Source organism: Paraburkholderia fungorum (genome assembly GCF_046026025.1).
Lineage (GTDB): Bacteria > Pseudomonadota > Gammaproteobacteria > Burkholderiales > Burkholderiaceae > Paraburkholderia > Paraburkholderia fungorum_E.
On sequence record NZ_JAQQFL010000004.1, the window covers coordinates 227,704 to 245,770 of the forward strand.

The window sequence follows — 18,067 nt, forward strand, 5'->3', positions numbered from 1 at the left end:
CAGGACACGTTCAGGACAAAAGGCAGCCATGGACACAACTCGACCCGGCAATGCGCAGCCCGCAGCGGCCGCTTTTTCGGACGCTCCTGCGGACGCTCCGAAAGGCGGCGCCGCGCTGCGCTCGACCGTCACGACAAGCGACGGCATCGAACTGCCGTTGTATCGCTGGCCCGCCACGACGCCATTGCGCGGCACAGTCGCGCTGATGCACGGGCTCGCGGAGCATGCGGGGCGCTACGCCGCGCTGGCGGATCGACTGAACCCGGCCGGCCTTGAACTCGTCGCCATCGATTTGCGCGGACATGGACATGCGCCAGGCAAACGCGTGTGGGTGAATCGCTTCGACGACTATTTGCTCGACGCTCAAGCCTTGCTCGATGAAGCAGCAACGAGTCGTGCCCCGCTGTTCCTGATGGGCCACAGCATGGGCGGCGCAGTCGCGGCGCTATACGCGCTCGAACGGCTCGAGGCAAGCGGGCGTCGGCTGAACGGCCTGATCCTGTCGAGCCCCGCGCTCGCGCCGGGCCGCGACGTGCCGCGCTGGATGCTGAAGGTGAGCCAGGTGATCAGCCGCATCTGGCCGACTTTCCCGGCGATGAAAATCGACGCGGCTTTGCTGTCGCGGCTTCAGCCCGTGGTGAACGCCAATCGCAACGATCCGCTGGTTCATCACGGCGCGATTCCCGCCCGTACCGGCGCGGAGTTGTTGCTGGCGATGACGCGCATCGAACGCGGCCGTGCTGGACTACGCGTGCCGCTGCTGGTGTATCACGGTACCGCCGACAAGCTCACCGAACCCGAAGGCAGCCGCGATTTTGGCGCGCATGCGGGTTCGCCCGACAAAACGCTCACGATGTTCGAAGACAGCTATCACGAAACGATGAACGATCTCGACCGGGATCGGGTAATCGGCGCGCTGATCGACTGGATCGAGAAAAGGCTACCCAAAACCTGAGCGCCGCACGGTGTGCAGAAGTTCGGGCTTAAGCACGCACGCGTGCTAAACGCGGCACGCGGCCAGGAACGGCCCGGCTAGCGCTTCCAGTCCGGCGGGCGCTTCTCGATAAAGGCCTGCACGCCTTCGAGCGCGGTGTCGTCCATCATGTTGCAGGCCATGGTCTGGCCGGCTAGCTGATACGCCGCTTCAATGCCCATTTCGAGCTGGCGATAGAACAGACCTTTGCCGGCGCTCACCGCTTCGACAGGTTTCGCGCAGATGCTCTTCGCGAGCCGCGCGACCTCGGCGTCGAGCGCATCGGCCGGCACCACGCGATTCACAAGGCCCTGCTGCCTCGCCTGCAAGGCGTCGATGAAATCGCCGGTGAGCAGCATTTCGAGCGCCGCCTTACGGGACAGATTGCGTGACAGCGGCACTGAAGGCGTCGCGCAAAACAGACCCAGATTGACACCCGAGACAGCAAAGCGCCCGGTATCGGCGGCGACGGCCAGATCGCACATGGCGACCAGTTGACACCCGGCCGCCGTAGCGATGCCATGGACGCGAGCAATCACCGGTTGCGGCATCCGCTGGATGGTCAACATCAGTTTCGTGCAACGCGCGAACAAGGCCTGGTAATAATCCAGCGACGGCGCCGCGCGCATTTCCTTCAGATCGTGCCCGGCACAAAAGGCGCGGCCGGCGCCGGCGATCACGACCACCCGCGCATTGGACTGCGCCAGCGCCGTCAGCGTCGAGTACAACGCGTCAAGCAGGGCTTCGGACAGCGCGTTGAAGGCATCCGGCCGGTTCATCGTCAAGCGGACGACGCCCGGCACGCCGTACGCGTCGTGTTCGATGTCGACCAGCGAAGCACTGCGCGCATCGGCATTCATGGCTCGCTCCTCGTTGAATTCATACGGTTCGCGACATTCGGGCAACGCCTGCGGCGCGGCGGCGGCGGATCAGATATCAGATTCCGGCTAGCGCGCGTACGTGCGCGACCACGCTGCGCCCGAGCGCGGACAGGTTGTACCCGCCTTCAAGACAGCTGACGATCCGTCCACCCGCGTAGCGCTTTGCGATCTCGCGCACCTGGTCGGTGATCCACGCGTAGTCGTCTTCGACGAGACCCATGTTGCCGAGATCGTCCTCGCGATGCGCGTCGAAGCCGGCCGAGATAAAGATCATCTCCGGTTTGAATTCATGCAGGCGCGGCAGCCACATCATGTCGACCGCCTCGCGCACCGCCATGCCTTTCGAGCGTGCCGGCATCGGCACGTTGCACATGTTGGGCGCCTGATTGTCGGCGCCGGTGAACGGATAGAAAGGATGCTGGAAGATGCTGCACATCAGCACACGCGAATCGCCCGAAAAGGCTGCTTCGGTGCCATTGCCGTGATGGACGTCGAAGTCGACGATCGCCACGCGCTGCATACCGTGCACGTCGAGCGCATGACGCGCGGCGATCGCCACGTTATTGAAAAAGCAGAAACCCATCGCGCGTGCCGGCTCCGCATGGTGGCCAGGCGGGCGCACGCTGCAGAACGCGTTGTCGTAGCGGCCTTCGATCACGGCGTCGGTCGCGGCCACCGCGGCACCGGCCGCGCGCAACGCGGCCTGCAAGGTGTGCGGGTTCATCGACGTGTCGGGATCGATTTCCGCGAGACCCTCGGTGGGCGAACGGCTGCGGATGTAGTCGACGTGGGCTTGCGTATGCACACGCAACAGCGCGGCTTCTTCGGCGAGCGGCGGCGATTCGCGCTCGATCAGCGAGTCGATGCGGCTCGCGATCAATTGATCTTCGATTGCCTGCAGGCGCGCCGGGCATTCTGGATGCCATTGCCCCATATCGTGCAGCAAACAATCGGCGTGGGAATAAAAGCCTGTTGCCATGATTCTCGTTTGCGGCGCGGCGCTTTCAAAGCGCGCGCGGCGTGTCTCCGTCCAGGGCGCGCGCACCTGGCGCACCAACATTTACGAAGTTACCACACGATGCGACTGTGACGCGCTGGGCACAGTTTTGCGGAGGGCGTCGGGTATACTGCCCCGATCCGTTTTCCCCTGTCTCTTTCGCACTGCGCCTCCAGCTCACTATGACCGTCAAGCTTGCTCTGTCTGCACGAAACCGGCTACGCACGAAGACCGCGGCCGCCGCACTGTCCGTCGCATCGTGCATGTTCATGGCAACCAGTCCGGCGATGGCGCAAAGCGCCACGAAGAAGCCGCAACTGCTGGCGCAAGGCCAACCGCAACCAGCGGTGCCGCAAGGGCAAACCTTCGAAGAAGAAATCATTCCGCAGCGCTACGCGAACAATCCAAATGTGGACGCGTTCATCAGCGACATGACGGCGCGCTATGACTTCGACGAGGCCGCCTTGCACGCTCTTTTCGCGCGCGTGAGCTATTCGGCCACGGCGGTCAAACTTGTCACGCCGTCGCCCTCGCCGTCGATCAAGAACTGGCGCGTGTATCAGTCGCGCTTTCTCGACCCGGTGCGCATCAACGCCGGCGTGCGCTTCTGGCGCGCCAACCAGGCCACGCTGCAGCGCGCTTACGAAGAGTTCGGCGTGCCGCCGGAAGTGATCGTCGGCATCATCGGCGTGGAGACGATCTACGGCCGCTTCATGGGCAACTTCCGCGTGCTCGACGCGTTGACCACGCTCACCTTCGACTATCCAAACACCGCGAATCGCGCGGATCGCCAGGCGACCTTCCGCAAGAATCTCGAAGACTACCTGGTGTGGACACGCGATTCGCAAATCGATCCGACCACCGTGCTCGGCTCCTACACCGGCGCGATCGGGATTCCGCAATTCCTGCCGAGCAGCATCGTGGAATACGCGGTGAGCTACGACGGCAACAAACAGATCGATCTGCGCACGAGTCAGGCGGATGCGATCGGCAGTGTGGCGAATTATCTGCGCCAGAACGGCTGGGAAAACGGCCGGCCGGTTGTGTGGAAGATCGGCACGGATGCCGGCAGCCTCGGCGTGGCGCAAGCGGCCGCCGACGGCAAGCCGGAGCCGCATTGGCCGCTGGACCAATTGCTGCGTGCCGGACTGCTGCTGAACGAACCGGGCGTCGATATCGCGGCGGAAGCCGGCACGCCGGTGACGGTGGTCGATCTGCCGTCGCCGGGGCGTGGCACCGAGTACATGCTGGGCTTGAAGAACTTCTACGTGCTGACGCGCTATAACCGCAGTTTCTTCTACGCACTCGCGGTTTATCAACTGGGCCAGCGGGTCAAGGCGCAGATGGAAGCAAGCGACGCCGCGAACGCCAGCAGCAACGCCGCGGCGCCGGGCGCAGCTTCGCAATGAGCTGAACGGCGATTGTCGAACACCGGGTTGTCAGACACGCCCCTCGTAACAACCGCTAGCAAGCGACACAAAAAAGCGCCGGTTAAACCGGCGCTTTTTCTTTTGGCTAACTCGGTTTGAGCGCCACACCGCGCGAAGTACCGATGCGCCGAAGCGCAATCAGGCCGGGAACACACCCGTCGACAGATACCGGTCTCCCCGATCGCAGACGATAAACACGATCGTCGCGTTCTCGACCTGGCGCGCGATGCGCAACGCCACCTCACAAGCCCCACCCGACGAGATGCCGGCGAAGACCCCTTCAACCGATGCCATGCGCCGCGCCATCGCTTCAGCAGCGGCCTGGCTCACGTTCTCGACACGGTCCACGCGGCTGCGATCGAAAATCTTCGGCAAATAGGCTTCCGGCCATTTGCGGATGCCCGGAATGCGCGAACCCTCTTCCGGCTGCGCGCCGATAATCTCGATCGCCGGATTCTGTTCCTTCAGATAGGTGGACACGCCCATGATCGTGCCGGTCGTACCCATCGACGAGACGAAGTGCGTGATGCGTCCTTCGGTGTCGCGCCAGATTTCCGGACCCGTGCCTTCGATGTGCGCGGCCGGATTATCCGGATTTGCGAACTGATCGAGGATGATGCCCTTGCCTTCGCGCTGCATCTGTTCAGCCAGATCGCGCGCGTATTCCATGCCGCCCGTCACGGGCGTGAGCACGATCTGCGCACCATAGGCGGCCATGCTCTGACGACGCTCCACCGACAGGTCTTCCGGCATGATCAGCACCATCTTGTAGCCGCGGATCGCCGCCGCCATGGCCAACGCGATGCCCGTGTTGCCGCTGGTCGATTCGATCAGCGTGTCGCCCGGCTTGATGCGCCCGCGTGCTTCCGCCTTCTTGATCATCGACAGCGCCGGGCGGTCCTTCACCGAACCCGCGGGATTGTTGCCTTCGAGCTTTGCAAGGACCACGTTATTGCGGCTGCGAATCTCGTCGTCAGCAAGCCGGACGAGTTGCACGAGCGGCGTATTACCGATAGTGTCTTCAATCGTTTTGTAAGCCATTTGGGTTCTGGTGCTGTCCATGCGCGGGGTCTTCAATCTATTGATTCTAAACCACCGTACGCGCGGCTGCCGCGCGGCCCTTCTGCGCGTATGGATGCAAGCGCTGAGCGCCAGGCGTGTCAAACACAAAAAGCCCGCGGCTGAGAACCGCGGGAGCCAGTCATCTGCATGACAGCTGAAGGAGTGTTTTGACCCACTCCGACCATGAAGGGGAACGACGGTAACTGACGAGACGCGGGACCGGGCGCGCTGAGGTGACCCGCCTCGCGCGCCCGGCCCGCGTCAGGTTATTTCTTCACCGCCACAGCGGCGTTCTTTGAAGTTGCGGCCGCGCCAGTCGAATTAGCCGGGTTGGCACCATTGCCCGCAGCGGCCGCGCCTTTGCTCTGTGCAGACGCCGCAGCCTGCGGGTTAGCACCCGCGCCAGCCGGACCGACAGCGAGACCCTCCGCCTGCAGGCGCTCGACGGTATGCCCGCCCATGCCTTTGACGCGCTTGCCGAGATCGGCCGGGTCCTTGAACGGACCATGCGCTGAACGCTCTTCGAGAATGGCTTTCGCTTTGGCAGGACCGATGCCCTTGACGCCGCGCAGCGCATCCTCGTTAGCCGTGTTGACGTCGACCGCCGCATACGCGTGGCCGAAAGCGGCGAGCATGGCCGCGGTAACCAGAATTTTTCGAAACATATGGAATCTCCCTCGTACAACCGGTTGGCGACCATCACCAACCGGGAGATTCCAGTTTAAAGAGGTATCCGAAAGATTTACACCTGGCCGAATAGCCAACGTACGTATCGGTCGACACCTTCCTGCACGCTCAGGAACGGCGCATCGTAGCCGGTAGCACGCAGTTTCGTCAGGTCGGCTTGCGTGAAGCACTGGTATTTGCCACGCAACGCATCGGGGAACGGAATGTATTCGATCAGCCCGCGCTGCACCTGCTCGGCAAGCGACAACGGCGGCTCGTTGTTCAATGCACGCAGCGTGTTGACCACTGTGCTCGCAATGTCGTTGAACGGCTGGGCACGCCCGCTGCCCAGGTTGAAGATGCCCGACTTGTCCGGATTGTCGAAGAAAAACAGGTTCACCTTGACCACGTCTTCGACGGAGACGAAATCGCGCGTCTGTTCGCCCGCGGCATAACCGTTGTATTCGCCGAACAGCTTGACCTTGCCTTCCGCGCGGAACTGGTTGAAGTTGTGAAACGCCACCGACGCCATGCGCGCCTTATGCGTCTCACGCGGCCCATACACGTTGAAATAACGGAAGCCGGCAATCTGACTCTTCGCGGTGGGCAACACGCGGCGAATCACCTGGTCAAACAGAAACTTCGAATAACCGTACACGTTCAGCGGCTGCTCGACTTCACGCTCCTCGACAAAGCGGCTCGAGCCGCCATACGTTGCCGCCGACGAGGCATACAGAAACTGGATGTTCTGCGCGAGACAGACGTCGAGCACTTCACGGCTATAGCGGAAGTTGTTGTCCATCATGTAGCGGCCGTCGGTTTCCATCGTGTCCGAGCAGGCGCCTTCATGGAAAATCGCGCGCACCTTGCCGAAGTCGCCCCGCTTGAAGCGCTCGACAAATTCGGTCTTGTCGAGATAATCGTCGATCTCGCAGTCGACCAGATTCTTGAACTTGTCCGCGCGCGTGAGGTTATCAACCGCGATGATGCGTTGTTCGCCGCGCTCATTGAGCGCCTTCACGAGATTGCTGCCGATCAGGCCGGCCGCGCCGGTGACGATGAGGGTCATGATGATCCTGCGGTAATGAGCTTTGCATAGGACCGGAGTCGGCGCCGACTCCAATCGACACGTTCAGTTGACGCCCTGCGGGTTCTTCCTTGCGGCGCTGAAACCGAAGCGCGCAACGCCAGAAACCCGCCGGCCGCGTCAATGAAAGAGTTCGTCGTAGTTGACCGTGGCAGTGCCGAGTTTGCCGACCACGATACCGGCCGCGCGATTCGCAAGTCCGACCGCCTCGACCAGTGTCAGACCCGCGCCGAGCATGGCGGCGAGCGTGGCGATCACGGTGTCGCCCGCGCCCGACACATCATACACTTCGCGCGCAACGGCCGAAGCGTACAGGATGCCGTCGTCGGAGAAGAGCGTCATGCCCTCTTCCGAACGCGTCAGCAGCAACGCCTTGAACTCGAGATCGGCGCGCAGTCTGGTCACGCGTGCGATCAGATCTTCTTCGGACTTCCACTGCCCGACCACCTCGCGCAACTCGGCGCGATTCGGCGTGATCAGCGTGGCGCCGCGATAGCGCTCCCAGTCGTCGCCCTTCGGGTCGACCAGCACCGGCTTGCCCGCCGCATGCGCCTTCGCGATCATCTGCGTGACGTGCGTGAGACCGCCCTTCGCGTAATCGGACATCAGGATCACGTCGTGCGACGGCAACAGGTCGTCAAAACGCGCGAGACTCGCGAGCAGCACTTCGTGCGCCGGCGAATTTTCGAAGTCGACGCGCAGCAACTGCTGCTGACGCGACAGCACCCGCAGCTTGATGGTGGTAAGCAAATCCGGATCGCGTTCCAGGTGCGGCTCCACCCCGCTTTCCCCGAGTAGTTGCACGATGCGCTCGCCGGGTTCGTCCTGGCCGACCACGCATAGCAGCCCCGCCTGCGCACCGAGCGCAACCGCATTGCGCGCCACGTTCGCCGCGCCGCCGAGCCGATCTTCCTGGCGCTGCACATGCACGACCGGCACCGGCGCTTCCGGCGAAATACGGTTCACGTCGCCGAACCAGTAGCGATCGAGCATCACGTCACCGACCACCAGGACACGCGCCGCGCCGAGGCGTTCGCGCGGCACTACGGTCAGTGCCGCGGGTACGGACTGAGCAGCCTCATGCATTGCTGGGGACACCGGCCGGAAGTTCAGAGGGCTGGGCATAAGGTCGTCCAATCGAGTGATAGTCGATGCCGAGCTCGGTCATTGCGTCCGGCTCGTACAGATTGCGGCCGTCGAAAATCAGTGGCAGCTTCAGCACTGATTTCAGATGCACGAAATCCGGGCTCTTGAATTCCTTCCATTCGGTGACGACCACCAGCGCGTCGGCGCCGGTGAGCGTTTCCTCCTGGGTGCCGGTGAACGTGAGACGCGCGAGTTGATCCGGTGCATCGTGCAAATCGAGCGCAAACACGCGGCGCGCTTCGGCCACCGCCACCGGATCGTACGCGCGAACCTGAGCGCCACGCGCCAGCAATTCAGCGATCACACGGCGGCTCGGCGCCTCGCGCATGTCGTCGGTATTCGGCTTGAACGCGAGGCCCCACACCGCGAACGTACGGCCGCTCAGGTCTTCACCGAGCTTGCTCGTAATCTTGCGCACCAGCACGTCCTTCTGCTTATAGTTCACTTCCTCGACCGCTTCGAGGATGCGCAGATTGTGGCCGGTTTCCGCCGCGGTGCGGATCAGCGCCTGCACGTCCTTCGGGAAACACGAGCCACCGTAGCCAGCGCCGGCATACAGAAAGTGGTAGCCGATGCGCGGGTCCGAGCCGATGCCGCGACGCACTGCTTCGATATCCGCGCCGACCCGGTCCGCCAGATTCGACATCTCGTTCATGAACGAGATGCGCGTGGCGAGCATCGCATTGGCTGCGTACTTCGTGAATTCAGCCGAGCGCACGTCCATGTATAGCGTGCGGTCGTGATTGCGGTTGAACGGCGCGTACAAACGCTTCATCAGTTCGCGCGCGCGCAAGCCGGCTTCGTCTTCGTCGCTGCCGAGCACAATGCGATCGGGGCGCATGAAATCGTCGACGGCCGCGCCTTCCTTCAGAAATTCGGGGTTCGACACCACCGAGAAGCGGTGCTGCTCGCTATTGGCGAGCCCGCGCCGGGCCAATTCCTCTTCGACCACCGCGCGTACGCGTTGCGCTGTGCCGACTGGCACCGTCGATTTGTCGACAATCACCTTGAAGCCGTTCATCGTGCGGCCAATATTGCGCGCCGCCTCGAGCACATATTGCAGGTCGGCCGAACCGTCTTCGTCAGGCGGCGTGCCGACAGCGATGAACTGCACCTCGCCGTGCGCTACGCTCGCTTCGATATCCGTCGAAAACGTGATGCGGCGCGCACGGCGCGTGCGGGCGATGATCTCCAGCAAACCCGGTTCGTGGATCGGCACGCCGCCGTTGTTGAGGATCTCGATCTTGCGCGGATCGACGTCGAGACAGAAGACGTCATGGCCGATTTCAGCGAGGCACGCGCCGGTGACGAGGCCAACATAGCCCGTGCCAATAATAGTGATTTTCATACGCTTTCCGGTAGAGGGTTCCGGTGAGGGTTTCTCGTAGTGAACAAGGCCGTCATGATCTCGCCCGGCCTAACCCGCCCGACGGTCCGCCGTCGTTGCGGCGCGGCTATACGATTGCATTCGCGATCAGTTCGACGCCGTGATCGGTTCAACGCGACGCGGCGCATAGGTTTCCCAACCGCTGCAACCCGGGCACTGCCAGTAGAACAGCCGCGCCCTGAAACCACAATTCTGGCACGTATACCGTGGCAGATTTTTGGTGCGCTGGCGAATCAGCGTGCGCATCAATCCGAGTTCGCTGCGCCGTGGCTCTTCAGCGGCGGCCTCCTGAGCCTCCAGAAGACGCGTCATGCCCGCCAGATTCGGTGATTTCTGCATCTGCGAGCGCGCCAGCGCATGCGCGGCGTCGGCTCCACGTACCGCGGCAATGTGCTGATAGGCCACGTCGAGCAGATCGCTCGACGGATAGCGGTCGACCCACGTGGTGAGCAGATCGGCGCCATCCTGCGGACGGCCGAGCGCCTCATAGGCCTTCATCAGCTTCTCCGCGACGAGTGGCAGATAGGCGGAATTCTGTTCCTCGACACGCCGCCATTGCCCAATGGCTGCTTCTTGCGAACCGGCCGACGCATCGACATCACCGAACAGGATCGTGGCGCGTACGTTGGTCGGGTTTGCCTTCAGCGCAAAACCCAGCTGACGGCGTGCCTCGTCCGCATTTTTCTGCTGCAGCGCTTCCTGGGCGAGCTCGCAATGGAACTGGCCGATTTCCTTGTCGAGCGACTCGGCGCCCATGGTTTCCAGATGACGCGCGGTATCAATCGACTTAACCCAGTCTTTCTCGATCTGGTAGATGGTTAGCAGCGCGCGCTGCGCACCCAGCGCGTAATTGCCGGTCTCGAGCGAACGGAAAGTCTCCTCGGCGCGATCGAGCAACCCGGCCTTCAGAAAGTCCTGCCCCAGTTCGTACAGCGCGTGATCGCGCTCGGTGACGGGCAGATCGGTACGGCTCAGCAGGTTCTGATGCACGCGAATCGCGCGGTCCGTCTCACCGCGGCGGCGAAACAAGTTCCCGAGCGCAAAGTGCAACTCGATCGTTTCCGGGTCGAGCTTGACGACTTCGATAAAGGCGTCGATCGCCTGGTCAGGCTGCTCATTGAGCAGGAAATTCAACCCGCGGAAGTACGAACGCGGCAAGTTGGCGCTTTCGGACAGCAGCGTCTTGAGGTCGTAGCGTGCGGCCATCCAGCCGAACGCAAAAGCGACGGGTATGACAAGCAGCCACCAGAAGTCTAGATCCATGCGATTAATGCAAATATGCGGGACGGCGGAAACGGAAAGCCGCGCTTCAGAGGCGCGGCAGAAAACAACTTAGATCAGCGGCGGCATGGGCGGTTGTTCGACCACGACCGGGGCTTCGCGCGCCACACGCAACTCGCGCTTGAGCCGGCCATTCTCCATGCGCAGGCGCACCATGGCCGGCATCGACGACACCAATCCGGCCAGCAGCCCGACCACGAAGAACGCGAGGCCGATCAGAATCAAAGGCGCCGACCACGCGTAGCCAGCGAGGAAATTCAACGTAGCAGGTTGTGTATTGGAGAGCGCGAGCACCAGCAGGAGCACGAACACCAGCACACGGATCAGCCAGACGATAAATTTCATGAATATGTCTCTTGACGGCAGTTGCGGGGTGACGCCGGCTTGATGACGCGTCGCGCCACGGTGTTGCCCGCGCCGAAGTGACCCGTATTGTAATTGAAGCCCTCGCGGCTGGGCAGGAACTGGCTGATAGAGGAGTGACGCAGGGGAAACCGCGGACGAAAAAAAAGCGCCCGAAGGCGCTTTTTCTGGTCTTTTGCCGTCTGGCTTTGGCCGCTGACGCTACCAATGCCATGCTGCGAACCGCACAGCGAAGCATTTACAGGTCGTCGTCATCCGGCTCATCGGCCTTCAACGGCTCGCCCGAACGTCGGTCTACCCGCTCGCGCAATTCCTTGCCCGGCTTGAAGTGCGGTACATACTTCTCAGGTACCAGCACCTTCTCGCCTGACTTCGGATTACGCCCGACGCGGGACGGACGACGATTAAGGCCAAAGCTGCCGAAGCCGCGAATTTCAATCCGATGACCGTTGGCAAGCGCCTCCGACATCGCATCAAGCATCGTCTTCACCGCAAAATCCGCATCTTTAAGTACAAGCTGCGGAAATCGCGTAGCCAGTTGGGCGACCAATTCCGATTTGGTCATACTGCAGCAGACCTCTCAAGAAAACGCCGGGCCGCCTCCATGTTGTCGCCCCGAAGGAAGTCCCCTTGGGGGATGCCCCGAACGAAGTCCCCTCGGATGCCCCTGGCGCGCGAAGCGCCAGGTTTGGAGGCGTTCCTCAATTACTGGTTCTGACCGTCGAGCTTGGCCTTCAGCAGCGCGCCGAGGTTCGTCGTGCCGGTAGCAGCCGAGCTCGAGTCCGACGAAGCCAGGCCGCGGATCGCTTCCTGTTGCTCAGCCGAATCCTTGGCCTTGATCGACAGGTTGATACCACGCGACTTGCGATCGATGTTGATGATCATCGCGTTGACCTTGTCGCCGTCCTTCAGCACGTTGCGAGCATCTTCCACGCGGTCTTGCGACAGTTCCGAAGCACGCAGGTAGCCTTCGACTTCCGCCGACAGCGTAACCACAGCACCCTTCGCATCTACCGTTTTGACCACGCCGTCGACGATCGAACCCTTGTCGTTCATCGCAACGAAGTTGCTGAACGGGTCGCCTTCGAGCTGCTTGATACCCAGCGAAATGCGTTCCTTCTCGACGTCGATGCCGAGAACGATCGCTTCCACTTCGTCGCCCTTCTTGTACTTGCGAACCGCTTCTTCGCCCGTTTCCGACCACGACAGGTCCGACAGGTGAACCAGACCGTCGATGCCGCCCGGCAGACCGATGAAGACGCCGAAGTCGGTGATCGACTTGATTGCGCCTTGCAGCTTGTCGCCCTTCTTGAAGTTGCGGCTGAAGTCGTCCCACGGGTTCGGCTTGCATTGCTTCATGCCGAGGCTGATACGGCGGCGGTCTTCGTCGATTTCGAGAACCATGACTTCGACTTCGTCACCCAGCTGAACAACCTTCGACGGTGCAACGTTCTTGTTCGTCCAGTCCATTTCCGACACGTGAACCAGGCCTTCGATGCCCGATTCGACTTCGACGAATGCGCCGTAGTCGGTGATGTTGGTGACCTTACCGAACAGGCGCGTGCCCGACGGGTAACGGCGGGAAATGCCTTCCCACGGATCGTCGCCCAGTTGCTTGATACCCAGCGAAACGCGGTTCTTCTCTTGATCGAACTTGAGGATCTTCGCGGTAACTTCCTGGCCAACAGACAGAACTTCGCTCGGGTGACGCACACGACGCCATGCGATGTCGGTGATGTGCAGCAGGCCGTCGATACCGCCGAGGTCCACGAACGCGCCGTAATCGGTGATGTTCTTCACCACGCCTTCCACGATCGCGCCTTCCTTCAGCGTTTCGAGCAGCTTTGCGCGCTCTTCGCCCTGGGTTGCTTCGATCACGGCACGGCGCGACAGCACGACGTTGTTACGCTTGCGGTCGAGCTTGATGACGCGGAATTCCAGCGTCTTGCCTTCGTACGGGGTCGTGTCCTTGACCGGACGCGTGTCAACCAGCGAACCCGGCAGGAACGCGCGGATGCCGTTGACCATGACGGTCATGCCGCCCTTGACCTTACCCGTGATCGTGCCGGTCACGAGTTCGTTGTTGTCGAGAGCCTTTTCCAGCGACAGCCACGAAGCCAGGCGCTTCGCCTTGTCGCGCGACAGGATCGTGTCGCCATAGCCGTTTTCCAGCGCGTCGATCGCGACGGAAACGAAGTCGCCCGCCTGCACTTCTACCTCGCCCGCGTCGTTCAGGAACTCTTCGAGCGGGATGTAGGCTTCGGACTTGAGACCAGCGTTGACGACCACGAAGTTGTGGTCAACACGCACGACTTCGGCGGAGATCACTTCGCCGGCGCGCATGTCTTGCTTGGTCAGCGACTCTTCGAACAGAGCCGCAAAAGATTCGGTATTCGGGTTGGAAGTTTGCAGGTCGGACATAAAAATCAAAATTTGCATGGTTCTCGCGGTGCCCGGCTGACCGGATGGTCAGCAATGACGGCTGTGTGCGAATGCCACGCGGGGTTAAGGGGTTAAAACACGCTCCACGACATACGCGGAGCACCTACTGACAACGCTTACTTCTACTGCGCCCACTGCCCAGACACCAATCAGACATCAGGCATGCGGGACCCATGCTTCATACCACTGCACCACCTGTTCGACCGCCTGGTCGATGGACAGCGCCGAGGTATCAAGCAGCTTTGCATCCGCTGCGGGCTTGAGCGGCGCGGCCGCGCGTTGACTGTCACGCTCGTCGCGCTCACGCAAATCCCGGAGCAAGTCATCTATATTAGCAGAAAATCCTTTTTGGATCAATTGCTTATGCCGGCGCGCCGCGCGAGCCTCGACGCTGGCGGTCATGAACACCTTCAAGACGGCGTCCTGGAAGATCACCGTACCCATATCGCGGCCGTCGGCAACCAACCCCGGTTCCTTGCGAAAAGCCCGCTGACGGGCCACCAGCGCGGTTCTCACGGGTGCGTGCACGGCGATCGCCGAGGCGCGGCTGCCAACTTCCTCGGCGCGAATGTCGGCGGATACGTCGGCGCCATCGAGCTGCGCCAGCCCCTCGCGGAACGTGATATGCAGATCGTCGATCAGTTTTACAAGCGCGTCGGCGTCATCCGGCATGATGTTGTAACGCATGCTGGCGAGCGCGGCGAGCCGGTACAGCGCGCCGCTATCCAGCAAGTGGAAGCCGAGATTCGCGGCAACCAGCGCGGCCACGGTGCCTTTGCCCGAGGCGCTGGGGCCGTCGATCGTAATGACGGGCGTTTGGTGAAAGGGACGGATCGGTTTCATCGAAAAAGTCGCACGTCAGTCGATTCAGGAGCGAATCAGGGTTGAGCGAGCGCGGTGAAGCGCTCGAAATAATCGGGGAACGTCTTGCCGACACACTTTGGGTCGTTGATCCGGATCGGCACGCCGCCCAGGCTCACGAGCGAGAAGCACATCGCCATGCGGTGGTCGTCGTAAGTGTCGATCGAGGCGTTCGGAATCAGTTTTTCGGGCGGCGTGACGACGAGGAAATCCTCGCCTTCCTGCACCTTCGCGCCGACCTTACGCAACTCGGTGGCCATGGCGGCGATCCGGTCGGTTTCCTTCACGCGCCAGCTCGCGATATTGCGCAGCGTGGTCGTGCCGTCCGCGAAAAGTGCGGCGACGGCGATTGTCATCGCGGCGTCGGGAATCAGGTTGAAGTCCATGTCGATCGGGTCGAGCTTGCCGTGGTCGTTGCCGACACCGCGCACTTCGATCCAGTCGTCACCCATCTGCAGGTTCGCGCCCATCTTGATCAGCGCATCGGCAAAGCCGACGTCGCCCTGGATGCTGGACCGGCCCACGCCTTCCACCCGCAACGGGCCGCCGCCGAGCGCGCCGGCCGCGAGAAAATACGACGCCGACGACGCGTCGCCTTCCACCATGATGGTGCCGGGCGATTGATAACGCTGCCCCGCCGGCACGACGAAGCGATGCCATTCATGGCGCTCGACCTTGATGCCGAAGCGCTCCATCAGTTTCATCGTGATCTCGATATACGGCTTCGAGATCAGCTCGCCGTCCACCTGCACGATGCTCACGCCGCTTTCCGTGCGCAACAGCGGCAACGTCATCAAGAGCGAGGTCAGGAACTGGCTCGACACGTCGCCACGTACGCGGATCGGCGCGTCAGCCGTGATTTGCGCCGGACGAATCCGCAGCGGCGGATAGCCTTCGTTCTCTTCGTAGTCGACCCTCGCGCCGATCTGCCGCAAACCGTCGACCAGATCGCCGATCGGCCGCTCGTGCATACGGGGCACGCCGTGAATACGATAATCGCCGCCATTCACGGCGAGCGCGGCGGTCAGCGGGCGCACCGCCGTGCCGGCGTTGCCGAGAAACAGATCAGCCGTGCGGGCCGTGAACGCGCCGCGCGTACCGGTCACGACGCAGGTGTCGCCGTCGCGCTTCAGGCGCACACCGAGCTTTTCGAGCGCGTCGAGCATGACGCGGGTGTCGTCGGAGTCGAGCAGATTCGTGATTGTCGTCTCGCCTTCAGCGAGCGCCGCGAGTAGCAGCACACGATTCGAAATGCTTTTCGAGCCGGGCAAACGAACCGTGCCGGACGCACGAGAAAATGGTCCGAGATCGAGGAATTCCATGATTGAGTCCAATTCCGGTTATTTCGAAGCGTCGCCGGGTGCCGTCCCGGCAGTGCGCTGTTCCTGCCATTCGCTGCGCGCGACGCGCGAGCGCGCGAACACGGCTTCGAGCGCGGCGCCGTCGGCCGCTTCAATTGCCGCGCGCAAGCGTGCGAGCACCGCCGTGTACGCATCGAGTTCGTCGAGCAACGCGGCGCGATTCGCCACGCACACATCGCGCCACATTTCCGGACTCGACGCAGCGATGCGCGTGAAGTCGCGGAAACCGCCAGCGGCGAATGAAAATTTCAGCGCGGCATCGGGCGAGTTGAGAATCTGCTCGACCAGCGCGAACGACAACACGTGCGGCAAATGGCTCACCGATGCGAGTACGCGATCATGCTGCTCGGGCGTCATATCCCGCACGCAGGCACCGGTCGCGCGCCACATCGCGGCAACACGTTCGACTGCTGCCGGCGCATTCTCCGGTAGCGGGCACAACACAACATTGCGATTCACGTACAGATCGGGCAACGCCGCATCCGGGCCGCTCGCTTCGCGGCCCGCAATCGGATGCCCCGGCACGAACTGGCCGATGCGCGCGCCGAGCGCCGCGCGTGCGGATGCCACGACGTCGGACTTGGTGCTGCCGGCATCGGTGACGATCGTGCCTGCATCGAGAAACGGCGCAATGCGCTCAAGCAGCGATTGTGTCTGCGCAACTGGCGCGGCGAGCAGCACGATATCCGCGCCGGCGAGTGCGGCGCGCAACGCGACGTCATCGGTCAAGGCCGCGGATTGGTCGATCACACCCAATTCCAGCGCCCGTGCCGTGGATGCCGACGAACGCCCGACGCCGATCACCGTGCCCGACGCCTCATCCCGCTCATCCCGTTCACGCAGTGCGCGCGCGAGCGATCCGCCGATCAGGCCGACACCGAAAATCACCAGCTTGTTAAAAGAAAACGCGGCCACGTCGATCACAGAAAAAGCGCGCCATCCGTAAAGTGCGGCGCGCGGGTCAAGGTCAACCGCTTACGCGGCGGTAAGCGTCTTTTCGAGCGCCGCGAGGAACGCCTCGTTTTCTTGCGGCAGGCCGATCGTGATGCGCAACCATTGCGGCAAACCGTAGTTGCCGACCGGACGAACGATCACGCCCTGCTTCAGCAACGCGAGGTTGACGCGGTTACCGGCTGCGTCGTCGTTGCCGACGCGCACCAGCACGAAATTGCCGTCCGACGGCACATATTCGAGGCCGAGTTTGTCGAACGCCTCGGTCAGGCGGCGGTAGCCTTGCGCATTCAAGGCCGCGCTCTTTTCCAGAAACGCCTTGTCGTTCAGCGCCGCGATCGCCGCGGCTTGCGCCAGCGTGTTCACATTGAACGGCTGACGCAGGCGGTTCAGCAGATCGGTCAGCTCAGGCTGAGCAATCGCGAAGCCGACCCGCAAACCCGCCAGGCCGAACGCCTTCGAGAACGTGCGCGACACCAGCAGATTCGGATACCGGCGCACCCATGCGATCGAGTCATAGCGCTTTTCTTCGGGCAGGTACTCGGTGTACGCCTCGTCGAGCACGACGACCACGTGACGCGGCACCTTGCCGAGAAACGCTTCGAGCTTCGCGCCTTCGATGAACGTGCCGGTCGGGTTGTTCGGGTTGGCGACGAAAATCAGGCGGGTGTCGTCGGTGATCGCGGCGAGCATTGCGTCGAGATCGTGACCGTATTTCACTGCCGGCACGACGATCGCACGCGCACCCACGCCTTGCGTGGCGAGCGCATACACCGCGAACGAGTATTGCGCGTAGACGATCGACTGCCCGTTCTCGACGAACGCGTGCGCGGCGATTTCGAGAATGTCGTTGCTGCCGTTGCCGAGCGTGACCCAGTCGGCCGGTACGCCGTAGCGCTCGCTCAGCGCACTCTTCAGCTCGAACGCATTCGCGTCCGGATAGCGGCCGAGTTCGCTGGCCGCTTGCGCCATGGCGCGTTGCGCCGACTCCGGCATGCCCAGCGGATTTTCGTTCGACGCAAGTTTCACGATGGTCGCTTCGTCGAGTCCGAACTCGCGGGCCACTTCCGAAATCGGCTTGCCGGCGATGTAAGGCGCAATTGCGCGCACATAGGAAGGACCGAAGGACGTTGTCATGAAAATCTCCGAACGACTAATTAGTAGTAGATGAATACGCGA

Annotated in this window: 17 protein-coding genes; 2 read left to right on the forward strand and 15 right to left on the reverse strand. The window is 62.4% G+C overall.

Annotated features, from left to right (window positions below):
* Positions 1-28: 28 nt before the first annotated feature.
* Entirely contained in the window at positions 29-955 is a 927-nt protein-coding gene (locus PQR67_RS07225; protein ID WP_408456341.1) for an alpha/beta hydrolase, read from the forward strand.
* A gap of 77 nt (positions 956-1,032) precedes the next feature.
* On the opposite strand, the gene PQR67_RS07230 is transcribed toward PQR67_RS07225, so the two are convergent.
* Both PQR67_RS07230 and PQR67_RS07235 read right to left on the reverse strand, forming a co-directional pair.
* Positions 1,033-1,833, reverse strand: coding sequence for an enoyl-CoA hydratase (locus PQR67_RS07230; RefSeq protein ID WP_408456344.1), 801 nt, complete (start codon positions 1,831-1,833; stop codon positions 1,033-1,035).
* 76 nt (positions 1,834-1,909) lie between these two features.
* Positions 1,910-2,833: a histone deacetylase family protein gene (locus PQR67_RS07235; RefSeq protein WP_408456347.1), complete on the reverse strand. Its 924-nt coding sequence runs from the start codon at positions 2,831-2,833 to the stop codon at positions 1,910-1,912.
* A 281-nt stretch (positions 2,834-3,114) separates the two neighbouring features.
* Between PQR67_RS07235 and mltB the strand changes: the two genes are divergently transcribed.
* Positions 3,115-4,260 (forward strand): lytic murein transglycosylase B, encoded by a 1,146-nt coding sequence (gene mltB / locus PQR67_RS07240; protein ID WP_408456350.1) that lies wholly within the window; start codon positions 3,115-3,117, stop codon positions 4,258-4,260.
* A gap of 159 nt (positions 4,261-4,419) precedes the next feature.
* Here mltB and cysM read toward each other — a convergent pair whose 3' ends face one another.
* From cysM to hisC, 13 genes are all read right to left on the reverse strand, one after another.
* Positions 4,420-5,322 (reverse strand): cysteine synthase CysM, encoded by a 903-nt coding sequence (gene cysM, locus PQR67_RS07245; protein WP_408456353.1) that lies wholly within the window; start codon positions 5,320-5,322, stop codon positions 4,420-4,422.
* 287 nt (positions 5,323-5,609) lie between these two features.
* The gene (locus PQR67_RS07250; protein ID WP_408456356.1) at positions 5,610-6,008 is read right to left on the reverse strand and encodes a ComEA family DNA-binding protein; all 399 of its coding nucleotides are present in this window, start codon (positions 6,006-6,008) and stop codon (positions 5,610-5,612) included.
* Positions 6,009-6,085: 77 nt separating this feature from the next.
* Entirely contained in the window at positions 6,086-7,078 is a 993-nt protein-coding gene (gene rfaD, locus PQR67_RS07255; RefSeq protein WP_408456358.1) for an ADP-glyceromanno-heptose 6-epimerase, read from the reverse strand.
* Positions 7,079-7,216: 138 nt separating this feature from the next.
* Positions 7,217-8,221 carry a D-glycero-beta-D-manno-heptose-7-phosphate kinase gene (gene rfaE1 / locus PQR67_RS07260; RefSeq protein WP_408456361.1) on the reverse strand — a complete coding sequence of 335 codons (1,005 nt, stop codon included), beginning with the start codon at positions 8,219-8,221 and terminating at the stop codon, positions 7,217-7,219.
* On the reverse strand, positions 8,175-9,590 hold the full coding sequence (locus PQR67_RS07265) for a UDP-glucose dehydrogenase family protein (protein ID WP_408456364.1): 1,416 nt from the start codon (positions 9,588-9,590) through the stop codon (positions 8,175-8,177). Before PQR67_RS07265 ends, rfaE1 begins: the two co-directional genes overlap by 47 nt.
* 126 nt (positions 9,591-9,716) lie before the next feature.
* Entirely contained in the window at positions 9,717-10,892 is a 1,176-nt protein-coding gene (lapB, locus tag PQR67_RS07270; protein ID WP_408456367.1) for a lipopolysaccharide assembly protein LapB, read from the reverse strand.
* 69 nt (positions 10,893-10,961) lie between these two features.
* Positions 10,962-11,255, reverse strand: coding sequence for a LapA family protein (locus PQR67_RS07275; protein ID WP_074282569.1), 294 nt, complete (start codon positions 11,253-11,255; stop codon positions 10,962-10,964).
* A 256-nt stretch (positions 11,256-11,511) separates the two neighbouring features.
* On the reverse strand, positions 11,512-11,838 hold the full coding sequence (locus PQR67_RS07280) for an integration host factor subunit beta (protein ID WP_028200079.1): 327 nt from the start codon (positions 11,836-11,838) through the stop codon (positions 11,512-11,514).
* A gap of 140 nt (positions 11,839-11,978) precedes the next feature.
* Positions 11,979-13,712: a 30S ribosomal protein S1 gene (rpsA, locus tag PQR67_RS07285; protein ID WP_408456370.1), complete on the reverse strand. Its 1,734-nt coding sequence runs from the start codon at positions 13,710-13,712 to the stop codon at positions 11,979-11,981.
* A gap of 159 nt (positions 13,713-13,871) precedes the next feature.
* Positions 13,872-14,558 carry a (d)CMP kinase gene (gene cmk / locus PQR67_RS07290; protein WP_408456373.1) on the reverse strand — a complete coding sequence of 229 codons (687 nt, stop codon included), beginning with the start codon at positions 14,556-14,558 and terminating at the stop codon, positions 13,872-13,874.
* A 35-nt stretch (positions 14,559-14,593) separates the two neighbouring features.
* Positions 14,594-15,898 carry a 3-phosphoshikimate 1-carboxyvinyltransferase gene (gene aroA, locus PQR67_RS07295; protein ID WP_408456376.1) on the reverse strand — a complete coding sequence of 435 codons (1,305 nt, stop codon included), beginning with the start codon at positions 15,896-15,898 and terminating at the stop codon, positions 14,594-14,596.
* Between the two features lie 18 nt (positions 15,899-15,916).
* Positions 15,917-16,861, reverse strand: coding sequence for a prephenate dehydrogenase (locus PQR67_RS07300; protein ID WP_408456379.1), 945 nt, complete (start codon positions 16,859-16,861; stop codon positions 15,917-15,919).
* 51 nt (positions 16,862-16,912) lie between these two features.
* Positions 16,913-18,025 carry a histidinol-phosphate transaminase gene (gene hisC, locus PQR67_RS07305; RefSeq protein WP_408456382.1) on the reverse strand — a complete coding sequence of 371 codons (1,113 nt, stop codon included), beginning with the start codon at positions 18,023-18,025 and terminating at the stop codon, positions 16,913-16,915.
* Positions 18,026-18,067 lie beyond the last annotated feature (42 nt).